The organism is Streptomyces sp. WG7 (assembly GCF_049975785.1).
In the GTDB taxonomy this organism is placed as follows: domain Bacteria; phylum Actinomycetota; class Actinomycetes; order Streptomycetales; family Streptomycetaceae; genus Streptomyces.
Genome location: NZ_JBNGGE010000051.1, coordinates 21,311 through 46,551, shown reverse-complemented (window position 1 = coordinate 46,551; position 25,241 = coordinate 21,311). Strand labels below are relative to the sequence as shown.

At 72.2% G+C, this 25,241-nt stretch carries 21 protein-coding genes; 6 read left to right on the top strand and 15 right to left on the bottom strand.

The window, feature by feature from the left end:
- Positions 1-5: 5 nt before the first annotated feature.
- The 4 genes from ACP4J0_RS32835 to ACP4J0_RS32820 all read left to right on the top strand — a co-directional run bounded on the left by ACP4J0_RS32835 (position 6) and on the right by ACP4J0_RS32820 (position 3,964).
- Positions 6-653 carry an ABC transporter permease gene (locus ACP4J0_RS32835; protein ID WP_426602360.1) on the top strand — a complete coding sequence of 216 codons (648 nt, stop codon included), beginning with the start codon at positions 6-8 and terminating at the stop codon, positions 651-653.
- Positions 654-771: 118 nt separating this feature from the next.
- The gene (locus tag ACP4J0_RS32830; RefSeq protein ID WP_426602359.1) at positions 772-2,022 is read left to right on the top strand and encodes a betaine/proline/choline family ABC transporter ATP-binding protein; all 1,251 of its coding nucleotides are present in this window, start codon (positions 772-774) and stop codon (positions 2,020-2,022) included.
- Positions 2,023-2,192: 170 nt separating this feature from the next.
- Complete coding sequence (locus ACP4J0_RS32825; RefSeq protein WP_426602368.1) at positions 2,193-2,996, top strand: ABC transporter permease; 804 nt, start codon at positions 2,193-2,195, stop codon at positions 2,994-2,996.
- Positions 2,993-3,964 carry a glycine betaine ABC transporter substrate-binding protein gene (locus ACP4J0_RS32820; RefSeq protein WP_426602358.1) on the top strand — a complete coding sequence of 324 codons (972 nt, stop codon included), beginning with the start codon at positions 2,993-2,995 and terminating at the stop codon, positions 3,962-3,964. The genes ACP4J0_RS32825 and ACP4J0_RS32820 overlap by 4 nt, the downstream gene beginning before the upstream one ends.
- Before the next feature lie 12 nt (positions 3,965-3,976).
- On the opposite strand, the gene ACP4J0_RS32815 is transcribed toward ACP4J0_RS32820, so the two are convergent.
- The 3 genes from ACP4J0_RS32815 to ACP4J0_RS32805 form a co-directional block, all read right to left on the bottom strand.
- The gene (locus tag ACP4J0_RS32815) at positions 3,977-4,756 is read right to left on the bottom strand and encodes a S16 family serine protease (protein ID WP_426602357.1); all 780 of its coding nucleotides are present in this window, start codon (positions 4,754-4,756) and stop codon (positions 3,977-3,979) included.
- A gap of 271 nt (positions 4,757-5,027) precedes the next feature.
- Positions 5,028-5,693: an IclR family transcriptional regulator gene (locus ACP4J0_RS32810; protein WP_426602356.1), complete on the bottom strand. Its 666-nt coding sequence runs from the start codon at positions 5,691-5,693 to the stop codon at positions 5,028-5,030.
- A gap of 302 nt (positions 5,694-5,995) precedes the next feature.
- The gene (locus ACP4J0_RS32805) at positions 5,996-7,789 is read right to left on the bottom strand and encodes a DEAD/DEAH box helicase (protein WP_426602355.1); all 1,794 of its coding nucleotides are present in this window, start codon (positions 7,787-7,789) and stop codon (positions 5,996-5,998) included.
- A 434-nt stretch (positions 7,790-8,223) separates the two neighbouring features.
- On the opposite strand from ACP4J0_RS32805, the gene ACP4J0_RS32800 reads away from it, so the two are divergent.
- Positions 8,224-8,490, top strand: coding sequence for a hypothetical protein (locus ACP4J0_RS32800; RefSeq protein WP_426602354.1), 267 nt, complete (start codon positions 8,224-8,226; stop codon positions 8,488-8,490).
- 112 nt (positions 8,491-8,602) lie between these two features.
- On the opposite strand, the gene ACP4J0_RS32795 is transcribed toward ACP4J0_RS32800, so the two are convergent.
- From ACP4J0_RS32795 to ACP4J0_RS32750, 10 genes are all read right to left on the bottom strand, one after another.
- A complete protein-coding gene (locus ACP4J0_RS32795) occupies positions 8,603-9,766 on the bottom strand; it encodes an SUKH-4 family immunity protein (protein WP_426602353.1) in 1,164 nt (387 codons plus the stop codon).
- Between the two features lie 86 nt (positions 9,767-9,852).
- Positions 9,853-12,168: a xanthine dehydrogenase family protein molybdopterin-binding subunit gene (locus tag ACP4J0_RS32790; protein WP_426602352.1), complete on the bottom strand. Its 2,316-nt coding sequence runs from the start codon at positions 12,166-12,168 to the stop codon at positions 9,853-9,855.
- Complete coding sequence (locus ACP4J0_RS32785; RefSeq protein ID WP_426602351.1) at positions 12,165-14,165, bottom strand: 2Fe-2S iron-sulfur cluster-binding protein; 2,001 nt, start codon at positions 14,163-14,165, stop codon at positions 12,165-12,167. Before ACP4J0_RS32785 ends, ACP4J0_RS32790 begins: the two co-directional genes overlap by 4 nt.
- Positions 14,162-15,055, bottom strand: coding sequence for an FAD binding domain-containing protein (locus tag ACP4J0_RS32780; protein WP_426516660.1), 894 nt, complete (start codon positions 15,053-15,055; stop codon positions 14,162-14,164). Before ACP4J0_RS32780 ends, ACP4J0_RS32785 begins: the two co-directional genes overlap by 4 nt.
- Before the next feature lie 263 nt (positions 15,056-15,318).
- Positions 15,319-16,959, bottom strand: a complete 1,641-nt coding sequence (locus ACP4J0_RS32775; RefSeq protein ID WP_426602350.1) for a beta-N-acetylhexosaminidase — start codon at positions 16,957-16,959, stop codon at positions 15,319-15,321.
- Positions 16,960-16,967: 8 nt separating this feature from the next.
- Positions 16,968-17,813, bottom strand: a complete 846-nt coding sequence (locus tag ACP4J0_RS32770; RefSeq protein ID WP_426602349.1) for a carbohydrate ABC transporter permease — start codon at positions 17,811-17,813, stop codon at positions 16,968-16,970.
- On the bottom strand, positions 17,810-18,739 hold the full coding sequence (locus ACP4J0_RS32765) for a carbohydrate ABC transporter permease (RefSeq protein ID WP_426602367.1): 930 nt from the start codon (positions 18,737-18,739) through the stop codon (positions 17,810-17,812). Before ACP4J0_RS32765 ends, ACP4J0_RS32770 begins: the two co-directional genes overlap by 4 nt.
- Before the next feature lie 53 nt (positions 18,740-18,792).
- Complete coding sequence (locus ACP4J0_RS32760; protein ID WP_426602348.1) at positions 18,793-20,091, bottom strand: extracellular solute-binding protein; 1,299 nt, start codon at positions 20,089-20,091, stop codon at positions 18,793-18,795.
- A 186-nt stretch (positions 20,092-20,277) separates the two neighbouring features.
- Complete coding sequence (locus ACP4J0_RS32755) at positions 20,278-20,565, bottom strand: DUF3039 domain-containing protein (protein WP_398130873.1); 288 nt, start codon at positions 20,563-20,565, stop codon at positions 20,278-20,280.
- A gap of 30 nt (positions 20,566-20,595) precedes the next feature.
- On the bottom strand, positions 20,596-21,168 hold the full coding sequence (locus tag ACP4J0_RS32750) for a YqgE/AlgH family protein (protein ID WP_426602347.1): 573 nt from the start codon (positions 21,166-21,168) through the stop codon (positions 20,596-20,598).
- A gap of 235 nt (positions 21,169-21,403) precedes the next feature.
- On the opposite strand from ACP4J0_RS32750, the gene murA reads away from it, so the two are divergent.
- On the top strand, positions 21,404-22,750 hold the full coding sequence (gene murA / locus ACP4J0_RS32745; protein WP_426602346.1) for a UDP-N-acetylglucosamine 1-carboxyvinyltransferase: 1,347 nt from the start codon (positions 21,404-21,406) through the stop codon (positions 22,748-22,750).
- A 78-nt stretch (positions 22,751-22,828) separates the two neighbouring features.
- Here murA and ACP4J0_RS32740 read toward each other — a convergent pair whose 3' ends face one another.
- Positions 22,829-23,110: an HU family DNA-binding protein gene (locus ACP4J0_RS32740; RefSeq protein ID WP_004987462.1), complete on the bottom strand. Its 282-nt coding sequence runs from the start codon at positions 23,108-23,110 to the stop codon at positions 22,829-22,831.
- A 351-nt stretch (positions 23,111-23,461) separates the two neighbouring features.
- A complete protein-coding gene (locus tag ACP4J0_RS32735; protein ID WP_426602345.1) occupies positions 23,462-24,877 on the bottom strand; it encodes an NAD-dependent malic enzyme in 1,416 nt (471 codons plus the stop codon).
- Between the last annotated feature and the right edge of the window lie 364 nt (positions 24,878-25,241).

Genomic DNA, 25,241 nt, shown 5'->3' with positions numbered 1-25,241 from the left:
CGCACGTGAACTTCTGGGAGTTCCTGGGCAGCCGCCACCAGCAGCTGCTCACCGACGCCTACCAGCACGCCAGCGCGGTGTTCCAGTGCATGGTCGTCGCGACGCTGCTCGGAGTGCTGATCGGCGTCGCCACCTACCGCAGCGAGTGGGCGGGGAACCTGGCGACCCTGACCACGTCGACCATCCTGACCATCCCGTCGCTGGCCATGATCGGCCTGCTCATCCCGGTGGTGGGCCTCGGTGTGCCGCCGACGGTGACCGCGCTGGTCCTGTACGGGCTGCTGCCCATCGTGCGCAACGCGATCGTCGGTCTGCGCGGGGTCGACCCGGCGCTGGTGGACGCGGCCACGGGCATCGGGATGTCGCGTCCGGCCCGGCTGCTGAAGGTGGAGCTGCCGCTGGCCTGGCCGCCGATCCTCACCGGGATCCGGGTCTCGACGCAGATGCTGATGGGCATCGCCGCGATCGCCGCCTACGCCTCCGGCCCGGGGCTCGGCAACGAGATCTTCCGCGGGATCGCCTCGCTGGGCAGCAAGAACGCGCTCAACCAGGTCCTCGCGGGCACGCTCGGGATCATCGTCCTGGCGCTGCTGTTCGACGCCGCGTACGTCCTGCTCGGACGGCTGACCATTCCCAGGGGGATCCGTGTCTGAGACAGGAGGGTCCAGGTCCGGGACAGGAGGGTCCATGTCCGGGACAGGGGGATCCAGGCCCGAGGCAGGAGGATCCAGGCCCGGGACAGGGGGATCCACGTCCGAGGCAGGGGGATCCATGTCCGGGAACAGTCAGGGCGCCACCACCGGGGCGACCATCGAGCTGGACTGCCTCACCAAGCGCTACCCCGGCAACCCGCAGCCGGCCGTCGACAACGTGTCGATGGAGATCGGGGCGGGCGAGACAGTGATCTTCGTCGGCCCCTCGGGCTGCGGGAAGTCCACCACCCTGAAGATGATCAACCGGCTGATCGAGCCCAGCGGCGGACGCATCCGCATCAACGGCGAGGACGTCACCGACATCGACCCGGTGAAGCTGCGCCGCAAGGTCGGCTACGCGATCCAGGCGTCCGGTCTCTTCCCGCACATGACCGTCGCCCAGAACATCGCGCTGGTGCCGAAGATGATCGGCTGGTCGAAGGCGCGGATCCGGTCGCGGGTGGAGGAGATGCTCGACCTGGTGGGGCTGGACGCCGGGGAGTTCCACGGCCGCTATCCGCGCCAGCTGTCCGGCGGCCAGCAGCAGCGGGTGGGCGTGGCGCGGGCGCTGGCGGCCGATCCGCCGGTGCTGCTGATGGACGAGCCGTTCGGCGCGGTGGACCCGATCACCCGGGACCACCTCCAGGACGAGCTGATCCGGCTCCAGCGCGAGCTGCACAAGACGATCGTGTTCGTCACCCACGACTTCGACGAGGCGATCAAACTGGGCGACCGGATCGCCGTACTGCGCGAGCGCTCCCACATCGCGCAGTTCGACACCCCGGAGGCCATCCTCACCAACCCGGCGGACGACTTCGTCTCCGGTTTCGTGGGCGCCGGGGCGGCGCTGAAGCGGCTGAACCTGACCCGCGTGCGGGACGTGGGGGTCACCGACTACCCGACGGTGACCGTGGAGGACCCGCTCCAGCACATCTTCGACCGGCTGCGGGCGGCCGGCACCAACGAGATCCTGCTCCTCGACCGGCGCGGGCGGCCGTACAAGTGGCTCAGGCGCGGTGACCTGATGCGGGCCAAGGGTTCGCTGGCGCGGGCCGGGACGCTGGTGCACGACACGGTGACCGGGGACGCGACGCTGCGGGACGCGCTGGAGGCGGTGCTCACCGACAACGCGGGGCGGGTCGCGGTCACCGGGCGGCGCGGCCAGTACGAGGGCGTCGTCGACATGGAGACGCTGATGAACTCCGTGCACGAGCTGCTGGAGGCCGACCGGCTGGACGCGCTGGAGCACCAGCACGACCTGGAGGAGGCCCGGGCCGACCAGACCCATGCCGAGCAGGAGGGCTTCGGAGGGGACGGGACCAAGGCGTGAGCACCTCTTCTTCCGGACCCTCCGGTCCCTCCGGACCCTCCGACTCCTCCAGTCCCTCCCGGGGCTCGTCCCGGGGCTCGTCCCGCGGCTCCTCCCGGGGCTCCTCCCGGGGCTCCTCCCGCGGCCCGTCGTCCGGCCGGCGGCCCGAGGGCGAGCTCGAGGTCAGGGGGATCGCCTACCGGGACGAGGGCGAGGCGGAGTACGAGCCGCGCCCGCCGTCACCGGCCGCGACGAGACGGCGGGTCGGCTGGCGGAAGCTGACCTTCCTGCCCGCGGTCCTGGTCGCCCTGCTGCTGGCCACCTGGCTGTGGTTCCGGCAGGCCGACCTGGACGCGCTGAGCGAGAACGCCCTGTCGGACGGCCAGGTCACCAAGGCCCTGTGGCAGCACGTCCAGCTGACCGTGATCTCCACCTTCTTCGTGCTGATCATCGCCATCCCGCTGGGCGTCCTGCTCACCCGCCGGGCGTTCCGGAAGGCCACGCCGGTGGCGATGGCGTTCGCCAACATGGGGCAGGCGACCCCGGCGATCGGCCTGCTGGCGCTGCTGGTGATCTGGCTGGGCATCGGCCGCCGCGCCGCCCTGATCGGCATCATCATCTACGCCGTCCTGCCGGTGCTCTCCAACACGATCGCGGGCCTGAAGGCGAACGACCCCACGCTGCTGGAGGCGGCCCGCGGCATCGGCATGTCCCCGCTGGGCGTGCTCACCCGGGTGGAACTGCCGCTGGCCGTCCCGCTCATCCTGGCCGGCGTGCGCACGGCCCTCGTCCTGAACGTCGGTACGGCGACCCTGGCGACCTTCGGCGGAGGCGGCGGCCTCGGGGTGCTGATCACCACCGGTATCACCAGCCAGCGCATGCCGGTACTGGTGCTGGGCTCGGTCCTCACCGTCGCCCTGGCACTGCTGGTGGACTGGCTGGCCTCGCTCGCCGAACTGCTGCTGCGTCCGCGCGGGCTGGAGGCGGGGACATGAGACGGCGTACGGGTGTGCTGCTGGCCGCTTCGGTCCTGGTCGGGGCCGCCGCGGGCTGCGGCCTGACCAGCGGCTCCCCCATGGTCGACGACGTCGGGCCCGGCACCATCGGCAAGGGCCGGCCGCTGGAGGGCGCCGACCTCACCGTCACCTCCAAGGAGTTCACCGAGCAGCTGATCCTCGGCGCGATCATGGGCATCGCCTTCGAGGCGGCCGGCGCGGAGGTGCTCGACCGCACCGGCATCCAGGGCTCCGTCGGCACCCGCGCGGCGGTGGAGAACGGCGACGCCGACGCCACGTACGAGTACACGGGCACCGCCTGGATCACGTACCTGGGCAACACCAGGCCGATTCCCGACCCGCGGCGGCAGTGGGAGGCGGTGCGCGGCGCCGACGCGGAGAACGGGCTGACGTGGCTGCCGCCGGCGCCGATGAACAACACCTACGCGCTGGCGACGAACCAGGCCAACCACGGGAAGTACGGCACGAACACGCTGTCGGAGGTCGCCGAGCTGTCGGAGTCCGACCCCGGCGCGGTGACGCTGTGCGTGGAGGGCGAGTTCGCCAACCGCGCGGACGGGCTGCCAGGGCTGGAGAAGGCGTACGGCATGGACGTCCCGGCCGGGAACATCACGCAGATGGACACCGGCATCATCTACACGCAGACCGCGAAGGGTGCCTGCACCTACGGCGAGGTGTTCACCACCGACGGGCGGATCAAGTCCATGAACCTGGTGGTGATGGAGGACGACAAGAAGTTCTTCCCGAACTACAACGCGGCGCCCATGGTCAGGACCGAGACCCTGAAGAAGTGGCCGGCGATCCGGTCCGTCCTGGACCCGGTCACCGAGGCGCTGACCAACGACGTCGCGCAGACCCTGAACGCGAGGGTCGACGTGGACGGCGAGGACCCGCACCACGTGGCGCTGGACTGGATGATCGAGAAGGGCTTCGTGAAGGAGAACTGAGCGGCGCCCGCCTCAGCAGGCCGGGACCTCGCCCCTGCCCGTCCGCAGGGCCTCGAGCGAGTCGACCGCCCCCTTCAGGGTGGTGACCGGGATCAGGCGGAGCCCCTTCGGCAGCTCGGCCTGCGCGTCGGAGCACTCCGCCTTCGGCACCAGGAAGACGGTGGCCCCGTCCCGCCGCGCGGCCTGCGTCTTCAACGGCACGCCGCCCACGGCGCCGACCTTGCCGCCGGTGGTGATCGTGCCGGTCCCGGCGATGACCTTTCCGCCGGTGAGGTCGCCGGCGCGCAGCTTGTCGACGATGCCGAGGGAGAACAGCAGGCCGGCGCTGGGACCGCCGACGTCCTCGAGGCGCAGCTCGACGTCGACGTCCGACGCGTCGAGCTTCAGGTAGGCCAACGCGGCCGTGGTCGCCGCGTCCTGGGACTCCTTCATCTGCTCCTCGTTGTACTCCTCGATCTCCTGGACGTCGTCGCCGCTCGGGTAGACGGCGTCGCGCGGCATGACCGCGCGCTCGGTGCCGAACCAGCTGTCGACCACGTCGCCGAGGCGGACGTCGGCGTCGGGGCCGGTCGCCTCGATCGTCGTCATCCTCAGCTGGCCGCTCGTGTCGTGCGTCGGCGCGCCCTTGATCGTGATCACGGGCGCGCCCTGGTTCTTCCCCAGCACGTCGGCCGTCAGGCCCGGCTGTGCCACGGAGAACGGCAACGGCGCGAACACGGCGACGGCGAGCACTGCCACGACGGGCAGCGCACAGACGGCGAGGGCCTGGGGACGCGTGAGACGAGAGAGCACGGAGTCAATCTAACGCGACGCTTCTGCCGCCCCGGGTGCGGGCACCGTGCGTCGGCGCCGAGGACGGGTCGGGCGCGCCCGTGGGCCGGGCACGCGGGCCGGGCACACAGACCGTTCCAGGCGGACCGGGCACGCGGGCGCGTCCGGCACACAGGCCCTTCCAGGCGGACCGGGCACGCGGGCCGGGCACGCGGGCCGGGCACACAGGCCGTTCCAGGCGGACCGGGCAACCCGGCTGGAACCGGGGTACCACCGCGCGCGACGGGCGCTGCTAGCGCAACGCCTCCGCCACCTCGCGCGCCGCGTCCATCACCCGCGCCCCCACCCGCTCCGGCACCACGTCGGACAGCATCACCACGCCGACGCTGCCCTCCACTCCCGTCACCCCGAGGAGCGGTGCGGCGGCCCCGCAGGCGCCCGCCTCCAGCTCTCCGTGGGTGAGGGTGAACCCGGGTCCGTCCACCGCCTCGCCGGTACCGGCCCCCTGCGTCCGCTGCCGGGCGGAGAGGATCGCCTTGCCCGCGGCCCCCCGCTCCAGTGGATGCCGGAAGCCCGCCCGGTAGGCCACGTGGTAGTCCGTCCAGGTCGGCTCGACGACGGCCACGGCCAGCGCCTCGGCCCCGTCGACCAGCGTCAGATGGGCCGTCGCCCCGATGTCCTCGGCCAGTGAGCGCAGCGCGGGCATCGCCGCCTCGCGCACCAGCGGGTGCACCTGGCGGCCGAGTCCCAGCACGCCGAGCCCGACCCGGGCGCGTCCGCCCAGGTCACGGCGTACGAGTGCGTGCTGCTCCAGCGTGGCGAGCAACCGGTACACAACGGTCCGGTTCACGCCCAGTTTGTGGGATAGCTCGGTGACGGTCAGCCCGTGGTCCGTATCGGCGAGCAGTTTGAGGACGCGCAGTCCCCGGTCGAGCGTCTGAGAGGTCTCCGCGGTCACGACGCCCACTCCTTAGTGGTGAGGTCGGCGGCCCCCTCGCGGTAGGTGCGTCACCGAGTCCCGTCAGTGACGCGCTTCAGAGGCCGCCGATCGGCTGACGGCCCGGCCTTGTGCCCGGGCCCAGTCGCTTCACGGCTGCGCTCCGCGGCGGCGCTGCCACGGGGCGTGTGCGTAGCGGGACAGTAGCGACCAGGTTCGCTCAGCGGAAGGCTCCGTCCAGAATCCGGGCGGTGACCGGTAGGGACTACCTGTGTTTGTCCCGATACGTACAGCACACGCCGGTGCTGCGCGCGCCCCGCCCGTCACTTCATGCGGGTGGCCCACTCCTGCACCTTGGCGATGCGCTGGCGCAGCTGTCCGGCGGTGGCCTCGGCGCTGGGCGGGCCGCCGCACACCCGGCGCAGTTCGGTGTGGATCACGCCGTGCGGTTTGCCGCTCTGGTGGACGTAGGCGCCGACCATGGTGTTGAGCTGCTTGCGCAGCTCCATCAGCTCCTTGTGCGAGACGACCGGGCGCCGCTCGGCGGGCAGTTCGATCAGGTCGGCCTCTTCGTCGGGCTTCTTGCGGCTGTGCGCGATCTGCCGGGCCTGCCGCTTCTGGAGCAGCAGCTGCACCTGGTCGGGTTCGAGGAGCCCGGGGATGCCGAGGTAGTCCTGCTCCTCCTCACTGCCGGGGTGGGCCTGCATGCCGAACTCGGCGCCGTTGTACATGACCCGGTCGAAGACGGCGTCGGACTCCAGCGCCTCGAAGGGCAGCATGTCCTCACCGGTGTCCTCGTCCTGCTCCCGGTTCGCCTCGTCCATCTCCTTCTCGGACTCGGCGTACGGGTCCTCCTCGCCCTCCTTCTTGGGCTTGTCGAGGACGTGGTCGCGCTCGCGCTCCATCTCGTTGGCGAAGGTGAGCAGGTCGGGCACGGTCGGCAGGAAGACGGAGGCGGTCTCGCCGCGCCGCCTGGACCGCACGAAACGGCCGACGGCCTGGGCGAAGAAGAGGGGGGTGGAGATGGTGGTGGCGTAGACGCCGACCGCGAGGCGGGGCACGTCGACGCCCTCGGACACCATGCGGACGGCGACCATCCACCGGTCGGTGTTCGCGCTGAAGTCGTCGATGTTCTTCGACGCGCCGGTGTCGTCGGACAGGACGACGGTGGCCTTGCTGCCGGTGATCTCGCGGATCAGCTTGGCGTAGGCGCGGGCGGAGTCCTGGTCGGCGGCGATGACGAGGGCGCCGGCGTCCGGGATGGCCTTCCTGACCTCGGTGAGCCGCTGGTCGGCGGCGCGCAGCACGGCGGGCATCCACTCGCCGCGCGGGTCCAGCGCGGTGCGCCAGGCCTGGCTGACGGCGTCCTTGGTCATGGGTTCGCCGAGCCGGGCGGCGATCTCGTCGCCCGCCTTGGTGCGCCAGCGCATGTTGCCGCTGTAGCTCATGAAGATGACCGGGCGCACGACGCCGTCGGCGAGCGCGGAGCCGTACCCGTAGGTGTAGTCGGCGGCGGAGCGCCGGATGCCGTCGTTGCCCTCCTCGTACGTCACGAAGGGGATCGGGTTGGTGTCCGACCGGAACGGCGTACCGGTCAGCGCGAGGCGGCGGGTGGCCGGCTCGAACGCCTCCAGGCAGGCCTCACCCCAGGACTTGGAGTCACCGGCGTGGTGGATCTCGTCGAGGATGACGAGGGTCTTGCGCTGCTCGACGCGGTTGCGGTGCAGCATGGGGCGCACGCCGACGCCGGCGTAGGTGATGGCGATGCCGTGGTACTCGCGGCTGAGCGGGCCGGCGCTGTACTCGGGGTCGAGTCTGATGCCTATCCGGGCCGCGGCCTCCGCCCACTGCTTCTTCAGGTGCTCGGTCGGCGCGACGACGGTCACCTGCTGCACGACGTGGTGGTGCAGCAGCCAGGACGCCAGCGTCAGGGCGAAGGTGGTCTTTCCGGCTCCGGGGGTGGCGACCGCCAGGAAGTCCCGGGGCTGCTCCTGGAGGTACTTCTCCATCGCCCCCTGCTGCCAGGCCCGCAGCTTGCTGGCGGTGCCCCACGGGGCACGGCCGGGGAAGGCCGGGGACAGGTGGTGCGAGGTGCTGGAGCTGGCGGTGGTAGTCACGGTCTCCGAAGGGGGTAGAGCGGTCGGCCACGTATGACAACCGGGCCACCCTACCGGCGCCCGGACGCGATCGACGCGCCCACCGGGGCGGGTCACCCCCGGGTGGGACCGACGTCACAGTCGCTCGTTCCCGTCGACGAGAGCCCCGTCGCGGGCGGGGGACTCCCTCGCCGCCGCGGCCTGTGCCGGACGCCCGACAGGCGTCCTGACCGGACACGCCGGCCCGGGGTCGAGCCGGCGCCGGCACCACCCGCTCGGAGCAATACCACCCCGAATGACGCTTCGTTCACCACTCGGTGACGAGCACGGACCGGGCGCCTTGCGGACATCGGCTTCCGCACGGACAGGGAATCCCGTGAACGCGTACGGGCGGCCGGCTGCGCGGCCCTCCATCGAGGCACCGACACGGAAAACCCCCGGAAGGCAAGACAACCATGAAGTTCAGGAACGCCATCGCCTGCACGTTCGCCGCCCTGGCCGTCGCCGGAGGTACCGCCGGGACCGCTCAGGCGGCCGACGACGACACGGCGAAGTTCGACAACAGTGAGCAGGTCGTCAGCTGCGACGTCATCGAGGTCCTCGACCAGCCGAACCTCGGGCCCGCGGACAACAACATCGACTGCTCCGAGAACGACGAGGAGGAGACCACGTTGGCGCACATGGTGGGCGAGGTGCTCCTCCCCCAGCATCAGCAGCGCTGATCACGCGGCTCGCCCGAGCACGCGGCTCGTCCGTCCTTTCCGCCGGGGTCGGCTGCCCGCCCGTTCCCGGCTGTGAGCTCCGCCGCGCCGGACGGGGCCCGGGCAGCGTCCGCTACGCGCACGGCCCGCCGCCCGCGCGGCCCTCGAACATGCCCGGCCAGGAGCACCGGTCGTCGTCCGTCGGTGTCGCGCGCACGACCGGGTCGCGGGTGAGGGTGTCCACGGCGGCCCAGGTGCGGATCATGGTGTCGGCCAGTCGCCCGTAGGCGTCGGTCAGCTCGTGTTCCACGTCCCGTGCCTTCTCGCGGTGGAGCAGCCACAGCGTGAACACGAGCGTGGAGACGTCGGTGTTGAGCGGGCGCGGGACGGACTCGCCCTCGCTCCAGGACAGGACCGCGCCCGTGGCGCCGTCGACGACGAGGCCGGCGCCCCCGGCCAGGCGGCCGAGTCGTACCAGGCGGTCCGCTCCGCGCGGCAGGGGCGCGGAGCGGGGGGCGTCGTCGGCCCGGTACTCCTCCAGCGTCGGCAGCGGCACGTCCGTGTCCGGGGAGAACCACGGGCCGCCCTCCGGCAGGCCCGCCCCCCGCAGGAAGCGGCGGGTCGGCTCGTGCGTGAGCGCGGCCGGGAAGTCGATCTCCTCGAAACGGACGATCGCCGCCGCGCCGAACGCCTCGTCCAGGAAGCGGGGCGGCAGGTCCAGCGTCAGCCCGGACCGCCCGCCCGGACCCGCGCCCGGGGCCAGCGGACGGATGAGGGCCGCCGTCCTCCGCGGCGGGGCCGGTTCGGTGCCCGCGTCCCCCTCCTCGAAGACCGCGAGCAGCCGGCGGGACGCCTCCGCCGCGGCCTGCGGCCCGTGACGGTCCACGTAGGAGGCGAACTGACCGCGCAGGTCCGCCAGCTCGTCCACGGCCGCGGCGCAGCCGGCCAGTGCTCGCAGCGAGGGTGAAAGGGGCGCGCGGTCCCTCGGGGCCGGGCCGTCGCAGCGGACGTACGGCGTCGGGATGTCGCCCGCCGCGTCGCCCGGCAGGCCCCGGCCGGCAGCCGTGCCGCCGTGTCCCGGCAGCTCCCCCGTCCGCAGCCGGTCGCGCGGCCCCCCGACAGGCCGGCCGCCGGGGGCGCCCAGCGCGTCGGCCACGCTCAGCAGGCCGTCCCGGTGCGGCGCGGCGCAGGCCGGCACCCCGCTCGCGGCCGGCAGTCCGGGCCCCGTCGGCCGGCGGGGCGACAGCCCGTGCGTGACGTACGGGTCGAGCTGAACCTCGGCCAGTGTGATCATCATTCCCCCGTGCGTGCCGTCCGTCCCACCACCGACGACACTACGGCCCACCACTGACAACGCCGCGGCCCGCGAAGGCGCTCACGGGCTCAGACGTTCACCACCGCGGCCTGCGGCCGGATCGGCAGCCTGTTCACCGGGCGTCCCGTGGCCGCGCGCACGGCGGAGGCGACGGCCGCCGGGGAGGCCACCACCGGCGCCGCGCTGACCGCCTTCGCGCCGAAGGGGGCGACCACGTCGCGTTCCTCGACGAGCTTCACGATCCGGATGTCCGGGGCGTCGAGCGCGGTCGGGAGGGCGTAGCCGGTCAGGTCGGGGTGGCGGATCAGGCCGCGCGGGGTGCGCAGGTTCTCCGTCAGCGCGATGCCGACGCCCTGGGTCACGCCCGCCTCGATCCGGGCGGTCAGCTGGGCCGGGTTCAGCACCCTGCCCACGTCCTGCGCGACGGCCAGTTCCACGACCCGCACCGAGCCGATCTCGACGTCGACGTCCACCACCGCGCGGATCGCGCAGAAGGCCATGCCGACGAAGGCGTCGCCCTGGCCGGCCTCGTCCAGCGGCTCGGTCGGGTGCGGGCGGCACTGGGCGGTGGCCCACAGCTCCTTGCCGTCCAGCGCCTCGGCGACCGTGGTCGACAGCACGCCGTCGTACGAGGTGATCTTGCCGTCGGCGATCTGGAGCAGCTCGGTCGACATCCCGAACTGGTGCGCCAGGGGCTGGAGGAGCTGGGTGCGGACCATCTTGGCCGCCCGTTCCACCGCGCCGCCCGACACCCACGTGTGCCGGCCCCGGCAGCCCGCGCCGGCCGGGGGCTGGTCGGTGTCGACGGGCGCCACCTGCACCTCGTCGACGCCGAGGGTGTCCTGGACGATCTGCCGGGCCAGCGTGGTGAAGCCCTGTCCGGTCTCGACGGCCGCGCACAGCACCGTCGCCACACCGTCTTGGACCTTCACGGTGGCCGTGGACACCTCGTCCGCGCCCTCCGCGCCCAGCATGTGGACCATGCCGATGCCGTAGCCCACGCCCCGGCGCACCGCGCCCGGTTCACCCGCGCCCTCGGGGCCGCCGGGCAGCAGCCACTCGTCCTCGGGCGTGTCCTTGGGCAACGTGGGCAGCGGGAAGTCCCGTACGGCCTGGAGGAGTTCGGCGACCGGGGCCGGGCAGGTGACCGTCTGGCCGGTGGGGAGCACGTCACCGGTGGCCAGTACGTTGCGCAGCCGCACCTCGGCCGGGTCGAGGCCGAGCTTCTTGGCGACCTTGTCCATCTGCGCCTCGTACGCGGCGCACACCTGCATGGCGCCCTCGCCGCGCACATGGCCGGAGGGCGGGTTGTTGGTGCGCACGGCCCAGCCCTCGATGAAGGCGTTGGGGACGACGTACGGGCCGCAGGCGAAGGCGACCGCGGCGGCCAGGGCGTCCGAGGAGGTGTCGGCGTAGGCGCCCGCGTCGAGCAGGATCTGCGCCTCGACCTTCACCACCCTGCCCTCGGCGTCCGCGTGGTGGCGGTAGCGCAGGAGGGTGGGGTGGCGGTGGACGTGGCCGAGGAAGGACTCCTCGCGCGTGGCGGTCAGTTTCACCGGGCAGCCGGTCTTCAGCGCCAGCAGTCCGAGCGGCAGCTGGAAGCCCTGGTCCTCGCGGTCGGCGGTGGCGCCGGGCACCCCGGTGACGACGATTTTCACCTGTTCGGGTGCCAGGCCGTAGCACTCGGCGGCCGTGTCGCGGTCGGCGTGCGGGTCGGTGGAGGCCAGGTACAGCTCCACGCCGCCGTCCGGGCGCGGCACCGCGAGGCCCGCCTCGGCCCCTATGGGCGCCGGGTCCTGGCGGCCGATGCGGTACAGGCCCTCGACGACGACCTCGCCGGCCGCGTCCGGGTCGCCGTGCCGCAGCGGGATGTGGCGGATCAGGTTGCCGTCGGGGTGCAGCGGCTCGGCCTCGAAGGCCTGCTCCGGGTCGGTGACCGGGGCGAGCACCTCGTACTCGACGATGACGGCGGCGGCGGCCATCCGCGCGGTGTCCGGGTGGTCGGCGGCGACGGCCGCGATGGGTTCGCCGTGGTGGCGTACGACCTCGGAGGCGAACACCGGGCGGTCGGCCCGGCCGCCGCGTCCGTGCAGCGGGGTGCCGGGCACGTCCTCGTGGGTGACGACCGCCCGTACACCGGGCATCTCGCGCGCGTGGGTGGTGTCGATGGACACGATGCGCGCGTGCGGGTGCGGTGAGCGCAGGACGGCCGCCCACAGCAGGCCCTCGGCCCACAGGTCGGCGGCGTACGGGAAGGTGCCCTCGGTCTTCGCGCGGGCGTCGGCGGGCGGCAGGGACGCGCCGAGGCCGTGCGGGATCGGCTCGGGGGCCGGGGCCGCCTCGGCGGTTCCCGCGGCCTCCGCAGTCGCGGCGTCGTTGCTCACGCGTGGCCTCCGTCCTGGCCGTGGGGGCCGCCCTGGCCGTGGGGGCCGTGGGGGTCGTGGCCGTGGGGCTGGTCGCCGTAGGGCGGCTGCTGGTCGTGCGGGCCCCCGGAGTGCGGTCCCGGGGTGTCCGGATTCCCGGACGGTGTCCCGGGCGGCCCCTGGGACTCGAACGCCGACGGGTTGACGCCGCCCGCTCCCGGACCCGCCTGGTGCGGGATACGGGGCTCGTCGGTGTCCGTGCCGTTCGCGTCGGCGGCGGCGTGCGCCTCGCGCTCGGCGACGACCTCCTTGACCGCATCCAGGACGCCCCGGTAGCCGGAGCAGCGGCACAGGTTGCCGCACAGGGCCTGCCGGGCCTCCAGCTCGGTCGGCGCCGGGTTGCCCTCCAGGAGGTTGTGCACGGTCATCGCCATGCCGGGCACGCAGAAGCCGCACTGCACCGCGCCGCGCCGGGCGAGCGCCCGCTGCACGTCCGACGGCCGTCCGTCGGCGGCGAGGCCCTCGACCGTACGCACCTCGCTGCCGGCACTGGTCACGGCCGGGACCAGGCAGGAGGCGACGAGCCGTCCGTCGACCTGCACGTTGCAGGCGCCGCACTCGCCCTGCGAGCAGCCGTCCTTGGCGCCCGCGAGGCCGAGCCGCTCCCGCAGCACGTACAGCAGGGACTCGCCGATCCAGGCGTCGGTGACGGGCCGGTCGGCGCCGTTGACGCGCAGGACGTACGAGGCGAGGGGGTGCTCCTCGTGCGGTCCGGCGGGGGTCTGGTCCTGGGGGGCGGCCGGGGCGGCCTCGGAGGAAGCCGCTTCGGGGTCGGGGTCGAGGTCGGGGGCCGCGTCCGGTGCCAGGTCCGGGTCCGGGTCCGGGTGCGGGTGCGGTTCCAGGTCCGGGTTCGGTTCCAGGTCTGCGGTGCGAGGTTCCGTCTCCGGGGCCCGCTCGGGCTCCCGCCCGGGCTCCTCCCGCGCGGCGACGGGCTCCGGACCCGCCACGGGCTCCTCAGCGGCCTCCGGGGCGGATTCCGTCTCCACGTCTCCGGTGGCGCCCGCGGGCGGCTCCCCGGGGCCCTCGACGGCCTCCTCGGCCCCCTCGGGCTCATCGGGCTCATCGGCCGCCGTCCCGTCGGCCTCCGGGGCCGGGAGGCCGGTCTCCTCGACGGATTCCGTGGGCGCCTCCGCGTGCGGAGCGGCGGCCGGCCGGGGCGCCTCGGGCGCGGCCGGGTGCTCGGCCGGGCGTGCCGCGCCGGCCGGCGCGGCCTCCGCCGGGCGGTCGCCCCAGGGCTGCCCGGCCTGCTGCGTCGCCCAGGGCGCGGGGGCGCCGCCGGGCAGGGTGGCCGGTGCGGTGCCGCCCCACTGCTCGGCCAGGGACGACTGGGTGAACTCGCCCGACTCGTCGGGAAGGTCGCCGTCGGCGACGGGAATGGACCACTGGCCGGTCACGTCCTGCCCGGTCGCGTCCTGCCCGGGCAGGTCCCTGCCGGACGCGGCGTCGGGCTCGGGCGCGGCGGCCGCCGCCTCGGAGAAGTCCCACTGGGCGGTGGCCCCGGGCCGGTACGTGAACCGGTCGCCCTGTCCGGCGTCCGTGTCGTACGGCGCGCCCGTGCCGTACGGCGCGCCCGTGTCGTACGGCGTGCTCCCTCCGTACGGGTCCGGCTGCGGGTACTCGGCGTACCCCTGGTGGGCGGCGGACTCCGGCCCCGCGTCCGGGACCTGCCACTGCGCGCCGTCCACGGGTGCGGACGGCATCGCCCAGGAGCCGGTGGCCGCCGGGTCGGTGCCGGCGGTCGTGGCGGGCGCGACCGTGATCTGCGGCGGCACGTAGCCGTGCCCGGGCGCGGCGAGCGGGCTGTCGGCGGAGGCCAGGAGCGCGTCGACACCGCCCTCGGGGAGTGTGAAGAAGGCGGTGGCGCCGTCGTCGTAGTCGCCCTGGGGCAGCGGGTCCCAGCGTCCGCCGCTCGGGGGCGTGCCCTCTCCGTGCTGGTCGCCGTGCTGGTCGTCGGTCACGACAGCGCCCTCCCCAGTGCTCGTCGGGCCAGCGCGGCGACGGTGCGCCGCAGGTGCAGTACGGCCGGCGGGAGCTGCGGTACGGAACCGTCCTCGGCCGGGGCCGCGTCGGGGATGCAGGCGGCGGCGACGTACTCGCCGAAGGCGCTCAGGGCCTCCGGGACGATCGCGCGGCCGTTGTCCCAGTCGATGAGGGAGGCCACCCACTGCTCGGCCTCCAGGGGGCGCAGCGGCATCGGCGCGATGGCGCCGACCGCGCACCGCACCCCGCGCCGGGCGGGGTCGAGGACCAGCGCCACGGAGGCCATCGCGCGGCCCGGGCCGGTCCGGCCGGTCGCCTTCAGGAAGACCTGCGGCGCGTGCAGCAGCGGCACGCGCACGTAGCCGATGAGTTCGCCCGCGCGGAGCATCTCCATGCCGGCCAGCAGGTGCGAGACCGGCATCTCCCGGCGGGCCCCGTCCGCGCCGGCGATGATCAGCGTCGCCTCCAGCGCGGCCAGCACCGGCAGCGCGTCGCCGGTGGGGGAGGCCGAGGCGATGTTGCCGCCCAGCGTGCCCGCGTTGCGGATCTGCGGCGGTCCGGCGGCGCGCGCGGCGGCGGCGAGCGCCGGGATGAGCGCGGCGAAGTCGGGGCGGCCCATGCGGGCGTGGGTGAGTCCCGCGCCGAGCAGCGCGTGACCGTCCTGGTACTGCCAGCCGCGGATCTCGCTGATCCGGCCGAGGCCCACCAGCGCGGCGGGCCTGAGCTGCCCGGAGTTGACGGCGGTCATCAGGTCGGTGCCGCCCGCGACCGGAACGGCGGCGGGCACGGCGGCCAGCGCCGCCACGGCCTCGTCCAGTGTCGTGGGCAGCGTGACGGCCTGCGCCGCCTGCGGTGCGTGCGTGGTCAAACCGACTGCCCCTTCCCGCTGTCCCACCTGGTCCCGCCCATGTGGCCGTACGGTACGACCTCACAGGGCGGACGTGGCAACTCTGGCACATCTTCGCAGGACCCGGACGCGGGGGTCCGGTAGGAGGCATTCGCCCATGTCGTCCGCGGGACGGTCCGTTTCGTGCGGGATCGCCGTCAATCGTCCGACAGCCGGAGGTGCGCACGACGAACGGGAGTTGCCACTCTTCAGTGAGGTTTCGGGGCGTTCCTTCCCTGTTCGCCTTACTTGTCCGGTGGCGGGCCGTCGATCGGCCGGCCGAGCACTCCGGGCCGCCGCTGCCAGGGCAGCGGGCCGCCGGGCGGCCGGTAGGCGACGCCCAGGGCGTCAAGTCTGCGGTAATGGGCGGTCATCCGCCGCTCGAACCCGGCGAAGTCCCGGTCCGCCGGGGCGGGCAGCGCGCTCCAGGCCACCTCGGCGAACGCGGCGAGCCTCGGGAACGTCTGGTAGTCCACGCGCCCCTGGTCCTCCATCACCTCGGTCCACACGTTCGCCTGGGTTCCGATCACGTGTCCGGACTCGTCCGGCGTCAGCTCCGCCGGAACCGGCTCGAACCGGTAGACGTCCTCCAGGGTGCGCACGAAGCCGATCGGCACCGGTTCGTCCTCGCCCGCGTGCTGCCGGTGGTCCAGGTACACCTGCTGCTCGGGGCACATGACGACGTCGTGTCCCGCGCGCGCGGCGGCGACCCCGCCCGCGTACCCGCGCCAGGAGGACACGGCGGCGCCCTCGGCGAGTCCGCCCTCCAGGATCTCGTCCCAGCCGATGAGCCGCCGTCCGCGTGCGGCGAGCCAGGTGTCGAAGTGCTGGACGAACCAGGACTGGAGTTCGTCCTCGTCGGCGAGGCCGAGTTCCCCGATGCGTGCCTGCGCGGTGGCCGAGCGCCGCCACTGCTCCTTGGGGCATTCGTCGCCGCCGATGTGGATGAACTCCGAGGGGAACAGCCCGAGCACTTCCTCGAACACCCCCTCGTAGAAACGCAGGGTGGTGTCGGTGGGGGCGAGTACGTTCTCGGAGATGCCCCAGGTGTCCCAGACGGAGAGGGCGGTGGTGTCGACGACATCCGTGTTGCCGAGTTCCGGATACGCGGCGATGGCGGCCTGCGAATGTCCGGGAACGTCGATTTCGGGGACGACGGTGATGTGCCGTTCGGCCGCGTAGGCGACGATCTCCCGGATGTCGTCCTGGGTGTAGTAGCCGCCGTGGGGTTTGTCCTCCCAGAGCGGCGAGGCCCGGTGGCCGAATTTGGTGCGCGCCCGCCAGGAGCCGGTCTCGGTGAGCTTCGGGTGGCGTTCGATCTCGATGCGCCAGCCCTGGTCGTCCGTCAGGTGGAAGTGCAGGACGTTGAGTTTGTGGGCGGCCATCAGGTCCAGGTAACGCAGGACGCCTTCCTTCGGCATGAAGTGCCGGGCGACGTCCAGCATCAGGCCCCGCCAGGGGAACCGGGGCGCGTCCTCGACGCGGACCGTCGGCAGCCGCCACCGGCGGCCGGGCAGCGGCGCGCGCCGGAAGGCGTCCGGGCCGAGCAGGTGCCGGAGCGTCTGGGCGCCCCAGAAGAGGCCGGCCGGGCCGCCGCCCGCGAGGTGCACGCCGGCCGGTGTGACGTCGAGGCGGTAGCCCTCGGCTGCCGTCTTCCCGTCGAGGGACAGGCGGACGGTGTTCTCCTCGCCCTCCCCCGGCGCGAGCGGCAGGCCGGTGGCCGCGCCCAGCGTGGCGCGCAGCCAGCGTTCGGTGGCCTGCGTGCCGTCGCCCGCCACCACCTTGGTGTCCGGTCCCAGTTCGAAGAAGCCGCCGCCGTGGAGCGCCACCTGCCGGGGCCGGGGAATCACGTCCGTGTCGTCGGTCTCGTCGGTCACGTCTGTCATGTCAGTCCTCAGTCCTTCACCGCTCCGCCGAGGCCGGAGACGAGTCGTCGTTGCACGAGTACGAAGAAGACCAGCACCGGAATCGTCATCACCGTGGAAGCGGCCATCACTCCGCCCCAGTCCGGATCGTCCGGCTTGTAGAAGACCAGCAGCGCCATCGGCAGCGTCGACTGGGAGGTGTCGCTGATGATGAACGACTTCGCGAACAGGAAGTCGTTCCAGGTCGAGATGAAGGAGAAGACGCTGGTGGCCACCAGCCCCGGGAAGACCAGCGGGAAAAGGATCTGCCACAGAAAGCGTGCCCGGCTCGCCCCGTCGATGTAGGCGGCCTCCTCCAGGGCCTCGGGCACCGCTTTCACGAAGCCCCGCAGCATCCAGATCGCGAACGGCAGCGAGAAGGCGATGTGGGGCAGGATCAGCGAACCCAGCGTGTTCAGCTGGCCGAAGTCCCGCATGAGGAAGAACAGCGGAATCGTGAGCGCCTCCACGGGCACCATCTGGGCCACCAGGAACATGATCAGCAGGGTGGTCCGGAAACGGAACCGGAAACGCGTCACCGCGGTCGCCGCGAGGAACGCGATGAGCGCCGAGGCGATCACGACGGTGCCCGCCACCAGCAGGCTGTTGAGGAAGTAGCGACCGAATTCCTGCTGCCCGAAGACCCGCCGGAAGGAGTCCAGGGAGGGCGCCAGGGTCCACGGCCGCGGCTCGCTCGACTCGATCTCCCCTGCCGGTCTGAAGGCGCTCAGCACCATCCAGTACAGCGGGAAGGCCACCACGACCGCGATCAGCAGCGCCGACACCTCGGCCGCCAGCCGCCACGGACGGCGCACCCGCGCGCGCGGAAGATTCACAGCTCCTCCCCCTGGCGGCGCAGCAGCCGCAGGTAGACCAGCGTCACGGCGAGCAGGATCAGCAGCATCACGACGCCGATCGCGGAGCCGAGGCTGTACTGCGAGGACGCGAACGCCTTCTGGTAGGCGTAGACGTTGAGGACGAGGTTCTGGCCGGCGATGCCGCCGCCGTTCGTCATGACGTAGATCTGGGTGAAGACCTTGAAGTCCCAGATGACCGACTGGATGGTGACGACCACCAGGATCGGCCGGAGCATCGGGGCGAGCACCGACCGCCAGATGCGCCACTGGGAGGCGCCGTCGAGCGCGGCGGCCTCCAGCACCTCCGCCGGGACGGCGCGGATACCGGCGTAGACGGTGACCATGACGAACGGGAAGGAGCACCAGACCACTTCGAGCAGGACGAGGGCGAAGGCGCTGTAGCGCCCGTACGTCCAGGAGTGGTCGCCGAGCCCCAGCATCCGGTTGACGGGCCCGAAGTCCGGGTCGAACAGCAGCAGCCACACCGTCGACCCGGTGACCGCGGGGGTCGCCCACGCCCCGAGGGCGGCGAGCATCAGCGCGAGCCGCGGCACGGCACGCACCCGGGTGAGCAGCACGGCGAGCGCGCACCCGACGGCCAGCGTCGACACCACGCAGGCCGCCGCGAACACCACGGTGGCCAGCAGCACCCGCCAGAACTCGCCGTCTCCGAACAGCTCGGCGTAGTTCCCGAACCCCTTGAAGGTGGTCGGTTCCCCACCGGACACCTGGGCCTGCGTGTACTCCAGGAAGGAGATCAGCCCGAGCTGGTAGACGGGGTAGACGAGCAGCCCGCCGAGAACCACAAGTGCGGGGGCGAGATACAACCAAGGAACACGGGAGGAGCGTCCAAAGGGGCGCGGGGCCGTCTTGGATGTGCGGCTACCGCCGCCTGGGCGCGACAGGCCACTACGGACCCGCGAACGCACCGCACCCCCCGGGCTACTGGGCACCCCCGTCACCCGGCGGAGCCGAACGCGTCGTCCATCTTCCGGGCCGCGTCCCCGGCGGCGGCGCCCACGTCCTTCTTGCCGCTGACCACCTCCTGGAACATGGTCGGCAGCACCTGCGACGAGTCGATCGCCGCCCAGGCGGCCGAGGCCGGCACGAACTTCGTGCCCGCGGCGAGGGTGTCGACGAACGGCTTCACGAACGGCTCCTCGGCCGCGACCCGCTGCCGTACGTCCGTGAAGGTGGGCAGGAAGCCCATCGCGTCGAACAGCTCGCCCTGCGCCCGCTTCGACGCGAGCCGCTTCATCAGGTCGACGGCGAGGGTGCGGTGCGAGGTGCTCTTCAGGACGCCGATGTTGTTGCCGCCCGCGAAGGCCGGGGCGATCGAGCCGGGCTCGGCTCCGGGCAGCGGCACGACCGCGTACTTGCCCTTCGCCTTCCCGGCCTCCACGGCCTGGCGGCTGAAGTCCCCGCCGATCGCCATGGCCGCCTTGCCGGAGGCGAAGGCGGTGACGGTGTCGTTGCCGCCCATGCCGGCGCACTTGGCGGCGGGGCAGTTGTCGTCGCCGAAGAGGGACGTGTACGCCTCGATGCCCTTTTGGGCGGCGGCGCTGTCGATCGCCGAGGCGTACGAGCCGCCCTTGCCGGTGGCGAGTTCGCCGCCGTTCGCCCAGATGAAGGGCATCGCGCCGTAGGTGTAGGCGCCGCCGACCGCGATGCCGTACAGGCCGGGCTTCGCGTCGCGGATCTGCTTCGCGGTGGACGCCAGTTCGTCCAGCGACTCGGGGGGCTTCAGGCCGAGTTCGTCGAAGACGTCGGTCCGGTAGTACAGGGCGCGGACTCCGACGAAGTAGGGGGCGCCGTAGATCTTGCCGTCCACGGTGACGGACTGCCGGGCGGTGGGGTCGGTGTCCTCGGCCTCGTCCCAGGCCCCGAACTCCTCGGTGACGTCCAGGAGTCCGCCGTCCTTGACGTAGCCGGCGGTGTCGGTGTTGCCGTACTCGATGACGTCGGGGGCGCTGGCGGGGTCGTTGAAGGCGGCCTTGATGCGCTGGGCGCGGGTCTCGACGGGGATGTACTCGACGTCGACCTCCGTGTCGTCGTGCGCCTTCTCGAAGCCGGCCAGGACGGCGTCGACGACCTTCTCCTTCGGCTTGGTGTTGACCTCCTGGAAGAGCCAGACGCGCAGCGTGCCGCTCTTCTCGTCCTCGCCGGAGGAGGAGTTGTCGGACGTCTGGGGGGCGCAGGCGGTCGCGGTGACGACGGCGGCGGCCAGCAGTACGGCCAGGCGGGGGGCGAGCTTCATGGAGTGTTCCTCCGGGCGTGCGTTGCAGCATATGCAATGACGGTTTCGCTCTGCACAACAAGCAGGAGGGTAGGGAGTACATGAACATGTCCACAAGAGGTCTCGACCAGTTCGTGACGCACGAAGGCCCCCGGAGCGCGCGCGGGCACGCTCCAGGGGCCTTGGGGACCTCGGTCGGGAGAGCTGCTACTTCTTCTTGTCGCCGCCCTTGCCCTCGTCGCCGCCGCCGCTCATGGACTCGTAGATCTCCTTGCACATGGGGCAGACCGGGTACTTCTTCGGGTCGCGGCCCGGCACCCAGACCTTGCCGCACAGCGCCACGACGGGGGTGCCGTCGAGGGCGCTCGCCATGATCTTGTCCTTCTGGACGTAATGGGCGAAGCGCTCGTGGTCACCGTCACCGTGGGAGGTCTGCGGCGTCGGCTCTACGAGGGTCCCCGTACCAGTCCCGCGCTCGGGCTCGAGAGTGCTCATAACCGCCAAGGGTACTGAAGCTCACACGCTTCAGTTGAGAGACGGGTCGTCCGGATACGTCGCCACCATCGCCAGTTCGCCCCGCTGGCGGCGCAGCACCTCGCGCCAGAGTCTGTCGGGGACCGGGCAGGACACGTCGCCGGGCTCGGACTCGACCACGTACCAGGCGCCCTCCGACAGCTCGTCCTCCAGCTGGCCGGGGCCCCAGCCGGCGTAACCGGCGAAGATCCGCAGCGCCCCCAGGGCGGGGGCCAGCAGCTCCGGCGGCGCCTCCAGGTCGACCAGGCCGATCGCGCCGTGCACCCGGCGCCAGCCCAGCGGCGCCGCCTCTCCGGCCGCCCCGCCGGGGACGACGGCGACGCCCAGGGCCGAGTCGAGCGACACCGGGCCGCCCTGGAAGACGACGCCGGGTTCGCCGGTCAGGTCGGCCCAGCCCTCCAGGATGTCGCCCACGCCGACCGGCGTCGGGCGGTTGAGGACGACACCGAGGGAGCCCTCCTCGTCGTGGTCGAGAAGGAGCACCACCGCGCGCTCGAAGTTCGGGTCCGCCAGTGCGGGTGTTGCCACGAGCAGCCGCCCTGTGAGCGAGGACACCTCGGTCATGCCAGACATGATCCCGCATGTTCCCCTTCCGTGGGGAGGCAATCGGGGGCACGGGGGTGAACGCGGACGCCGCGCGCGCCCCGTCGCGGTGACCGCACGTGCCCACCGGGGAACGGTTCGTGTTGTGACACACCTATGACGTTGTCCGACCGCGCACGGGCTTACTCCAGGGGGGTGCGAGGCGATTACCCTTTCCCTTCTGGCCCCTGCCCAACCCCCACGGAACGCGAGATTCATGACCGTCAACGGCGCTGATGACGTACTGCTTGTCCACGGCGGAACCCCGCTGGAGGGCGAGCTCCGGGTCCGCGGTGCGAAGAACCTCGTGCCGAAGGCCATGGTGGCCGCCCTGCTGGGCAGTGCGCCGAGCCGGCTGCGCAATGTGCCGGACATCCGCGACGTGCGGGTCGTACGCGGACTGCTGCAACTGCACGGGGTGACCGTCCGTCCGGGCGAGGAGCCCGGCGAGCTGGTGCTCGACCCGACCCACGTGGAGAGCGCGAACGTCGCCGACATCGACGCCCACGCGGGCTCGTCGCGCATCCCGATCCTGTTCTGCGGCCCGCTGCTGCACCGCCTCGGGCACGCCTTCATCCCGGGTCTGGGCGGCTGCGACATCGGCGGCCGGCCCATCGACTTCCACTTCGACGTGCTGCGGCAGTTCGGCGCGAAGATCGAGAAGCGGGCGGACGGCCAGTACCTGGAGGCCCCGCAGCGGCTGCGCGGCACGAAGATCAACCTGCCGTACCCGTCCGTGGGCGCGACCGAGCAGGTGCTGCTGACGGCCGTACTGGCCGAGGGCGTCACGGAGCTGTCCAACGCGGCCGTGGAGCCGGAGATCGAGGACCTGATCTGCGTCCTGCAGAAAATGGGCGCGATCATCGCGATGGACACCGACCGCACGATCCGCATCACCGGTGTGGACGAGCTCGGCGGATACACCCACCGTGCCCTCTCGGACCGCCTGGAGGCCGCCTCCTGGGCGTCGGCGGCGCTGGCGACCGAGGGCAACGTCTACGTCCGCGGCGCCCAGCAGCGCTCGATGATGACGTTCCTGAACACCTTCCGGAAGGTGGGCGGCGCCTTCGAGATCGACGACGAGGGCATCCGCTTCTGGCACCCGGGCGGCCAGCTGAAGTCCATCGCCCTGGAGACGGACGTGCACCCCGGCTTCCAGACGGACTGGCAGCAGCCCCTGGTGGTCGCCCTGACGCAGGCCACGGGCCTGTCCATCGTCCACGAGACGGTCTACGAGTCCCGTCTCGGCTTCACCTCCGCGCTCAACCAGATGGGCGCGCACATCCAGCTCTACCGCGAGTGCCTCGGCGGCTCCCACTGCCGCTTCGGCCAGCGCAACTTCCTGCACTCGGCCGTCGTGTCCGGCCCGACCAAGCTGGAGGGCGCCGACCTGGTCATCCCCGACCTGCGCGGCGGGTTCTCGTACCTCATCGCCGCCCTCGCGGCCCAGGGCACCTCCCGGGTCCACGGCATCGACCTGATCAACCGGGGCTACGAGAACTTCATGGAGAAGCTCGTGGAGCTGGGCGCGAAGGTCGAGCTGCCGGGCAAGGCGCTCGGCTGACGGCACGGACCCGCGCCGACGGCGCGCGGACATGAAAGGGGCGGCCACCCGCAGGTGGCCGCCCCTTTCACATCAGGGTCACTTGCCCTTCGCGGCTTCCTTCAGCTTGGAGCCCGCGGAGACCTTGACGCTGTAGCCGGCCGGAATCTGGATCGGCTCGCCGGTCTGCGGGTTGCGGGCGGTGCGAGCGGCACGGTGGGTGCGCTCGAAGGTCAGGAAGCCGGGGACGGTGACCTTCTCGTCGCCCTTGGAGACGATGTCGCCGACAACCTCGGCGAACGCGGCCAGCACGGCGTCGGCGTCCTTGCGGGTCACCTCGGCGCGGTCGGCCAGCGCGGCCACCAGCTCACTGCGGTTCATGTTGTTACTCCCGTGTTCTTCTTGCCGTTGAGGCGTGCCACGCGGCGGAGCCGCATGTTGGGCACAGCGATGCCGATGCTGCCAGGGCCCTCGGACATTCCCCGGACCCGGGTCGGTCGTCAGACCCTCGCGCCCAGGGAGGCATCCTGCCTCCACCTGCGGCGGTAAAGCCAATCCGGCACCCCCAGGAGTCGTGAGAACACCCTTGGGAGTCACACGATGAGAGGGCCTGAGCCTTGCGCAACCCTAGAGGGCGATTCAAGGCCCCACGCCCCACGACGCGCCGGAGGGGCGGCCCGCCGTGGTGATCCTCACCACCACGTCACAGGCCGCACACACTCCGTCCGGCTGCTACGCCACCACTCCGGCGGCCTTGGCCGCGTCCCGCACGGCGCCCGCGACGGCACCGGCGACCTTGTCGTTGAAGACGCTGGGGATGATGTAGTTCGGGTTGATCTCGTCCTCCGTCACCACGGCCGCGAGGGCCTGCGCGGCGGCCAGCATCATCTCGGTGTTGACCGTCCGGGACTGGGCGTCCAGCAGACCGCGGAAGACACCGGGGAAGACCAGCACGTTGTTGATCTGGTTCGGGAAGTCGGAGCGGCCGGTGGCGACGACCGCCGCGGTCTGGCGGGCGACGGCCGGGTCGACCTCGGGGTCGGGGTTCGCGAGCGCGAACACGATCGCGCCGTCCGCCATGGCGGCCACGTCCTCGCCGTCCAGGACGTTGGGGGCCGAGACGCCGATGAAGACGTCGGCGCCGTGCACGGCCTCCTTCAGGGTGCCGGTGAGGCCCTCGGGGTTGGTGTTGTCGGCGATCCAGCGCAGCGCCGACTCCGGCGCGGCGTCGACGAGGTCGGCGCGGCCGGCGTGCACGACGCCGTGGATGTCGGCGACGACGGCGTTCTTGACACCGGCGGCGAGCAGCAGCTTCAGGATGGCCGTACCGGCCGCGCCGGCACCGGACATGACGACCCGTACGTTCTCGATGGGCTTGTCGACGACGCGCAGGGCGTTGGTCAGGGCGGCGAGGACGACGATGGCGGTGCCGTGCTGGTCGTCGTGGAAGACGGGGATGTCGAGGGCCTCGCGCAGCCGGGCCTCGATCTCGAAGCAGCGGGGCGCGGAGATGTCCTCGAGGTTGATGCCGGCGAAGCCCGGGGCGATGGCCTTGACGATCTCCACGATCGCGTCGGTGTCCTGGGTGTCGAGGCAGAGCGGCCAGGCGTCGATGCCGGCGAAGCGCTTGAACAGGGCCGCCTTGCCCTCCATGACCGGCAGCGCGGCCTTCGGGCCGATGTTGCCGAGGCCCAGCACCGCCGAGCCGTCCGTCACGACCGCAACGGAGTTGCGCTTGATGGTGAGGCGGCGGGCGTCCTCGGGGTTCTCGGCGATCGCCATGCAGACGCGGGCGACACCGGGCGTGTAGACCATGGACAGGTCGTCACGGTTGCGGATGGGGTGCTTCGACGCCATCTCGATCTTGCCGCCGAGGTGCATGAGGAAGGTACGGTCGGAGACCTTGCCCAGGCTGACGCCCTCGATGCCGCGCAGCTGCTCGACGATCTCCTCCGCGTGGGAGGTCGAGCCGGCCGCGATCGTGACGTCGATACGGAGCTTGTCGTGGCCGGAGGCCGTGACGTCGAGGCCGGTGACCGAGCCGCCGGCGGACTCCACCGCGGTGGTGAGCTGCGAGACCGCTGTCCCGCCCGCGGGCACCTCCAGTCGGACCGTCATCGAGTAGGAGACGCTGGGCGCCGTTGCCATGGCCGACTTCCTCTGCTTTCACCGTGTAACTGCGTTGTGCCGTCCGATCGTCGCACCTACCACTGAGTACGTGGTAGCCACCCCGGGATTGCGAACTTTGTGTTCGCGCGCCGTCCACCATCGGTGAGGACACTTTCGGAAAACGACTTCCACCATACGAGAAGTAGCGGGTGGACGGAAGAGGGAAACCGGCCCGGGAAAGAAGCCCGGGGGACGGGAATCGTCTTGCGGGGATCGTTTGTTACCTTGGACGTGGCACCGGCTCGATCCAAGCCCCCGGGCCCAACCTTCGTCGCTACGAGCGACCACTTGCCGCGAGGCGAGCATGGCGGGTCGGTGCCACCTCAACGAAAGACGAGAGGCC

Excerpts from the sequence above, each read along its gene's own strand:
- ACP4J0_RS32795 (WP_426602353.1), bottom strand. The coding sequence starts at position 9,766 with ATGATGATCACACTGGCCGAGGTTCAGCTCGACCCGTACGTCACGCAC.
- murA (WP_426602346.1), top strand. The coding sequence starts at position 21,404 with ATGACCGTCAACGGCGCTGATGACGTACTGCTTGTCCACGGCGGAACC.
- ACP4J0_RS32760 (WP_426602348.1), bottom strand. The coding sequence starts at position 20,091 with ATGAAGCTCGCCCCCCGCCTGGCCGTACTGCTGGCCGCCGCCGTCGTC.
- ACP4J0_RS32755 (WP_398130873.1), bottom strand. The coding sequence starts at position 20,565 with ATGAGCACTCTCGAGCCCGAGCGCGGGACTGGTACGGGGACCCTCGTA.
- ACP4J0_RS32800 (WP_426602354.1), top strand. The coding sequence starts at position 8,224 with ATGAAGTTCAGGAACGCCATCGCCTGCACGTTCGCCGCCCTGGCCGTC.
- ACP4J0_RS32750 (WP_426602347.1), bottom strand. The coding sequence starts at position 21,168 with ATGACCGAGGTGTCCTCGCTCACAGGGCGGCTGCTCGTGGCAACACCC.
- ACP4J0_RS32830 (WP_426602359.1), top strand. The coding sequence starts at position 772 with ATGTCCGGGAACAGTCAGGGCGCCACCACCGGGGCGACCATCGAGCTG.
- ACP4J0_RS32775 (WP_426602350.1), bottom strand. The coding sequence starts at position 16,959 with ATGACAGACGTGACCGACGAGACCGACGACACGGACGTGATTCCCCGG.
- ACP4J0_RS32820 (WP_426602358.1), top strand. The coding sequence starts at position 2,993 with ATGAGACGGCGTACGGGTGTGCTGCTGGCCGCTTCGGTCCTGGTCGGG.
- ACP4J0_RS32740 (WP_004987462.1), bottom strand. The coding sequence starts at position 23,110 with ATGAACCGCAGTGAGCTGGTGGCCGCGCTGGCCGACCGCGCCGAGGTG.
- ACP4J0_RS32735 (WP_426602345.1), bottom strand. The coding sequence starts at position 24,877 with ATGGCAACGGCGCCCAGCGTCTCCTACTCGATGACGGTCCGACTGGAG.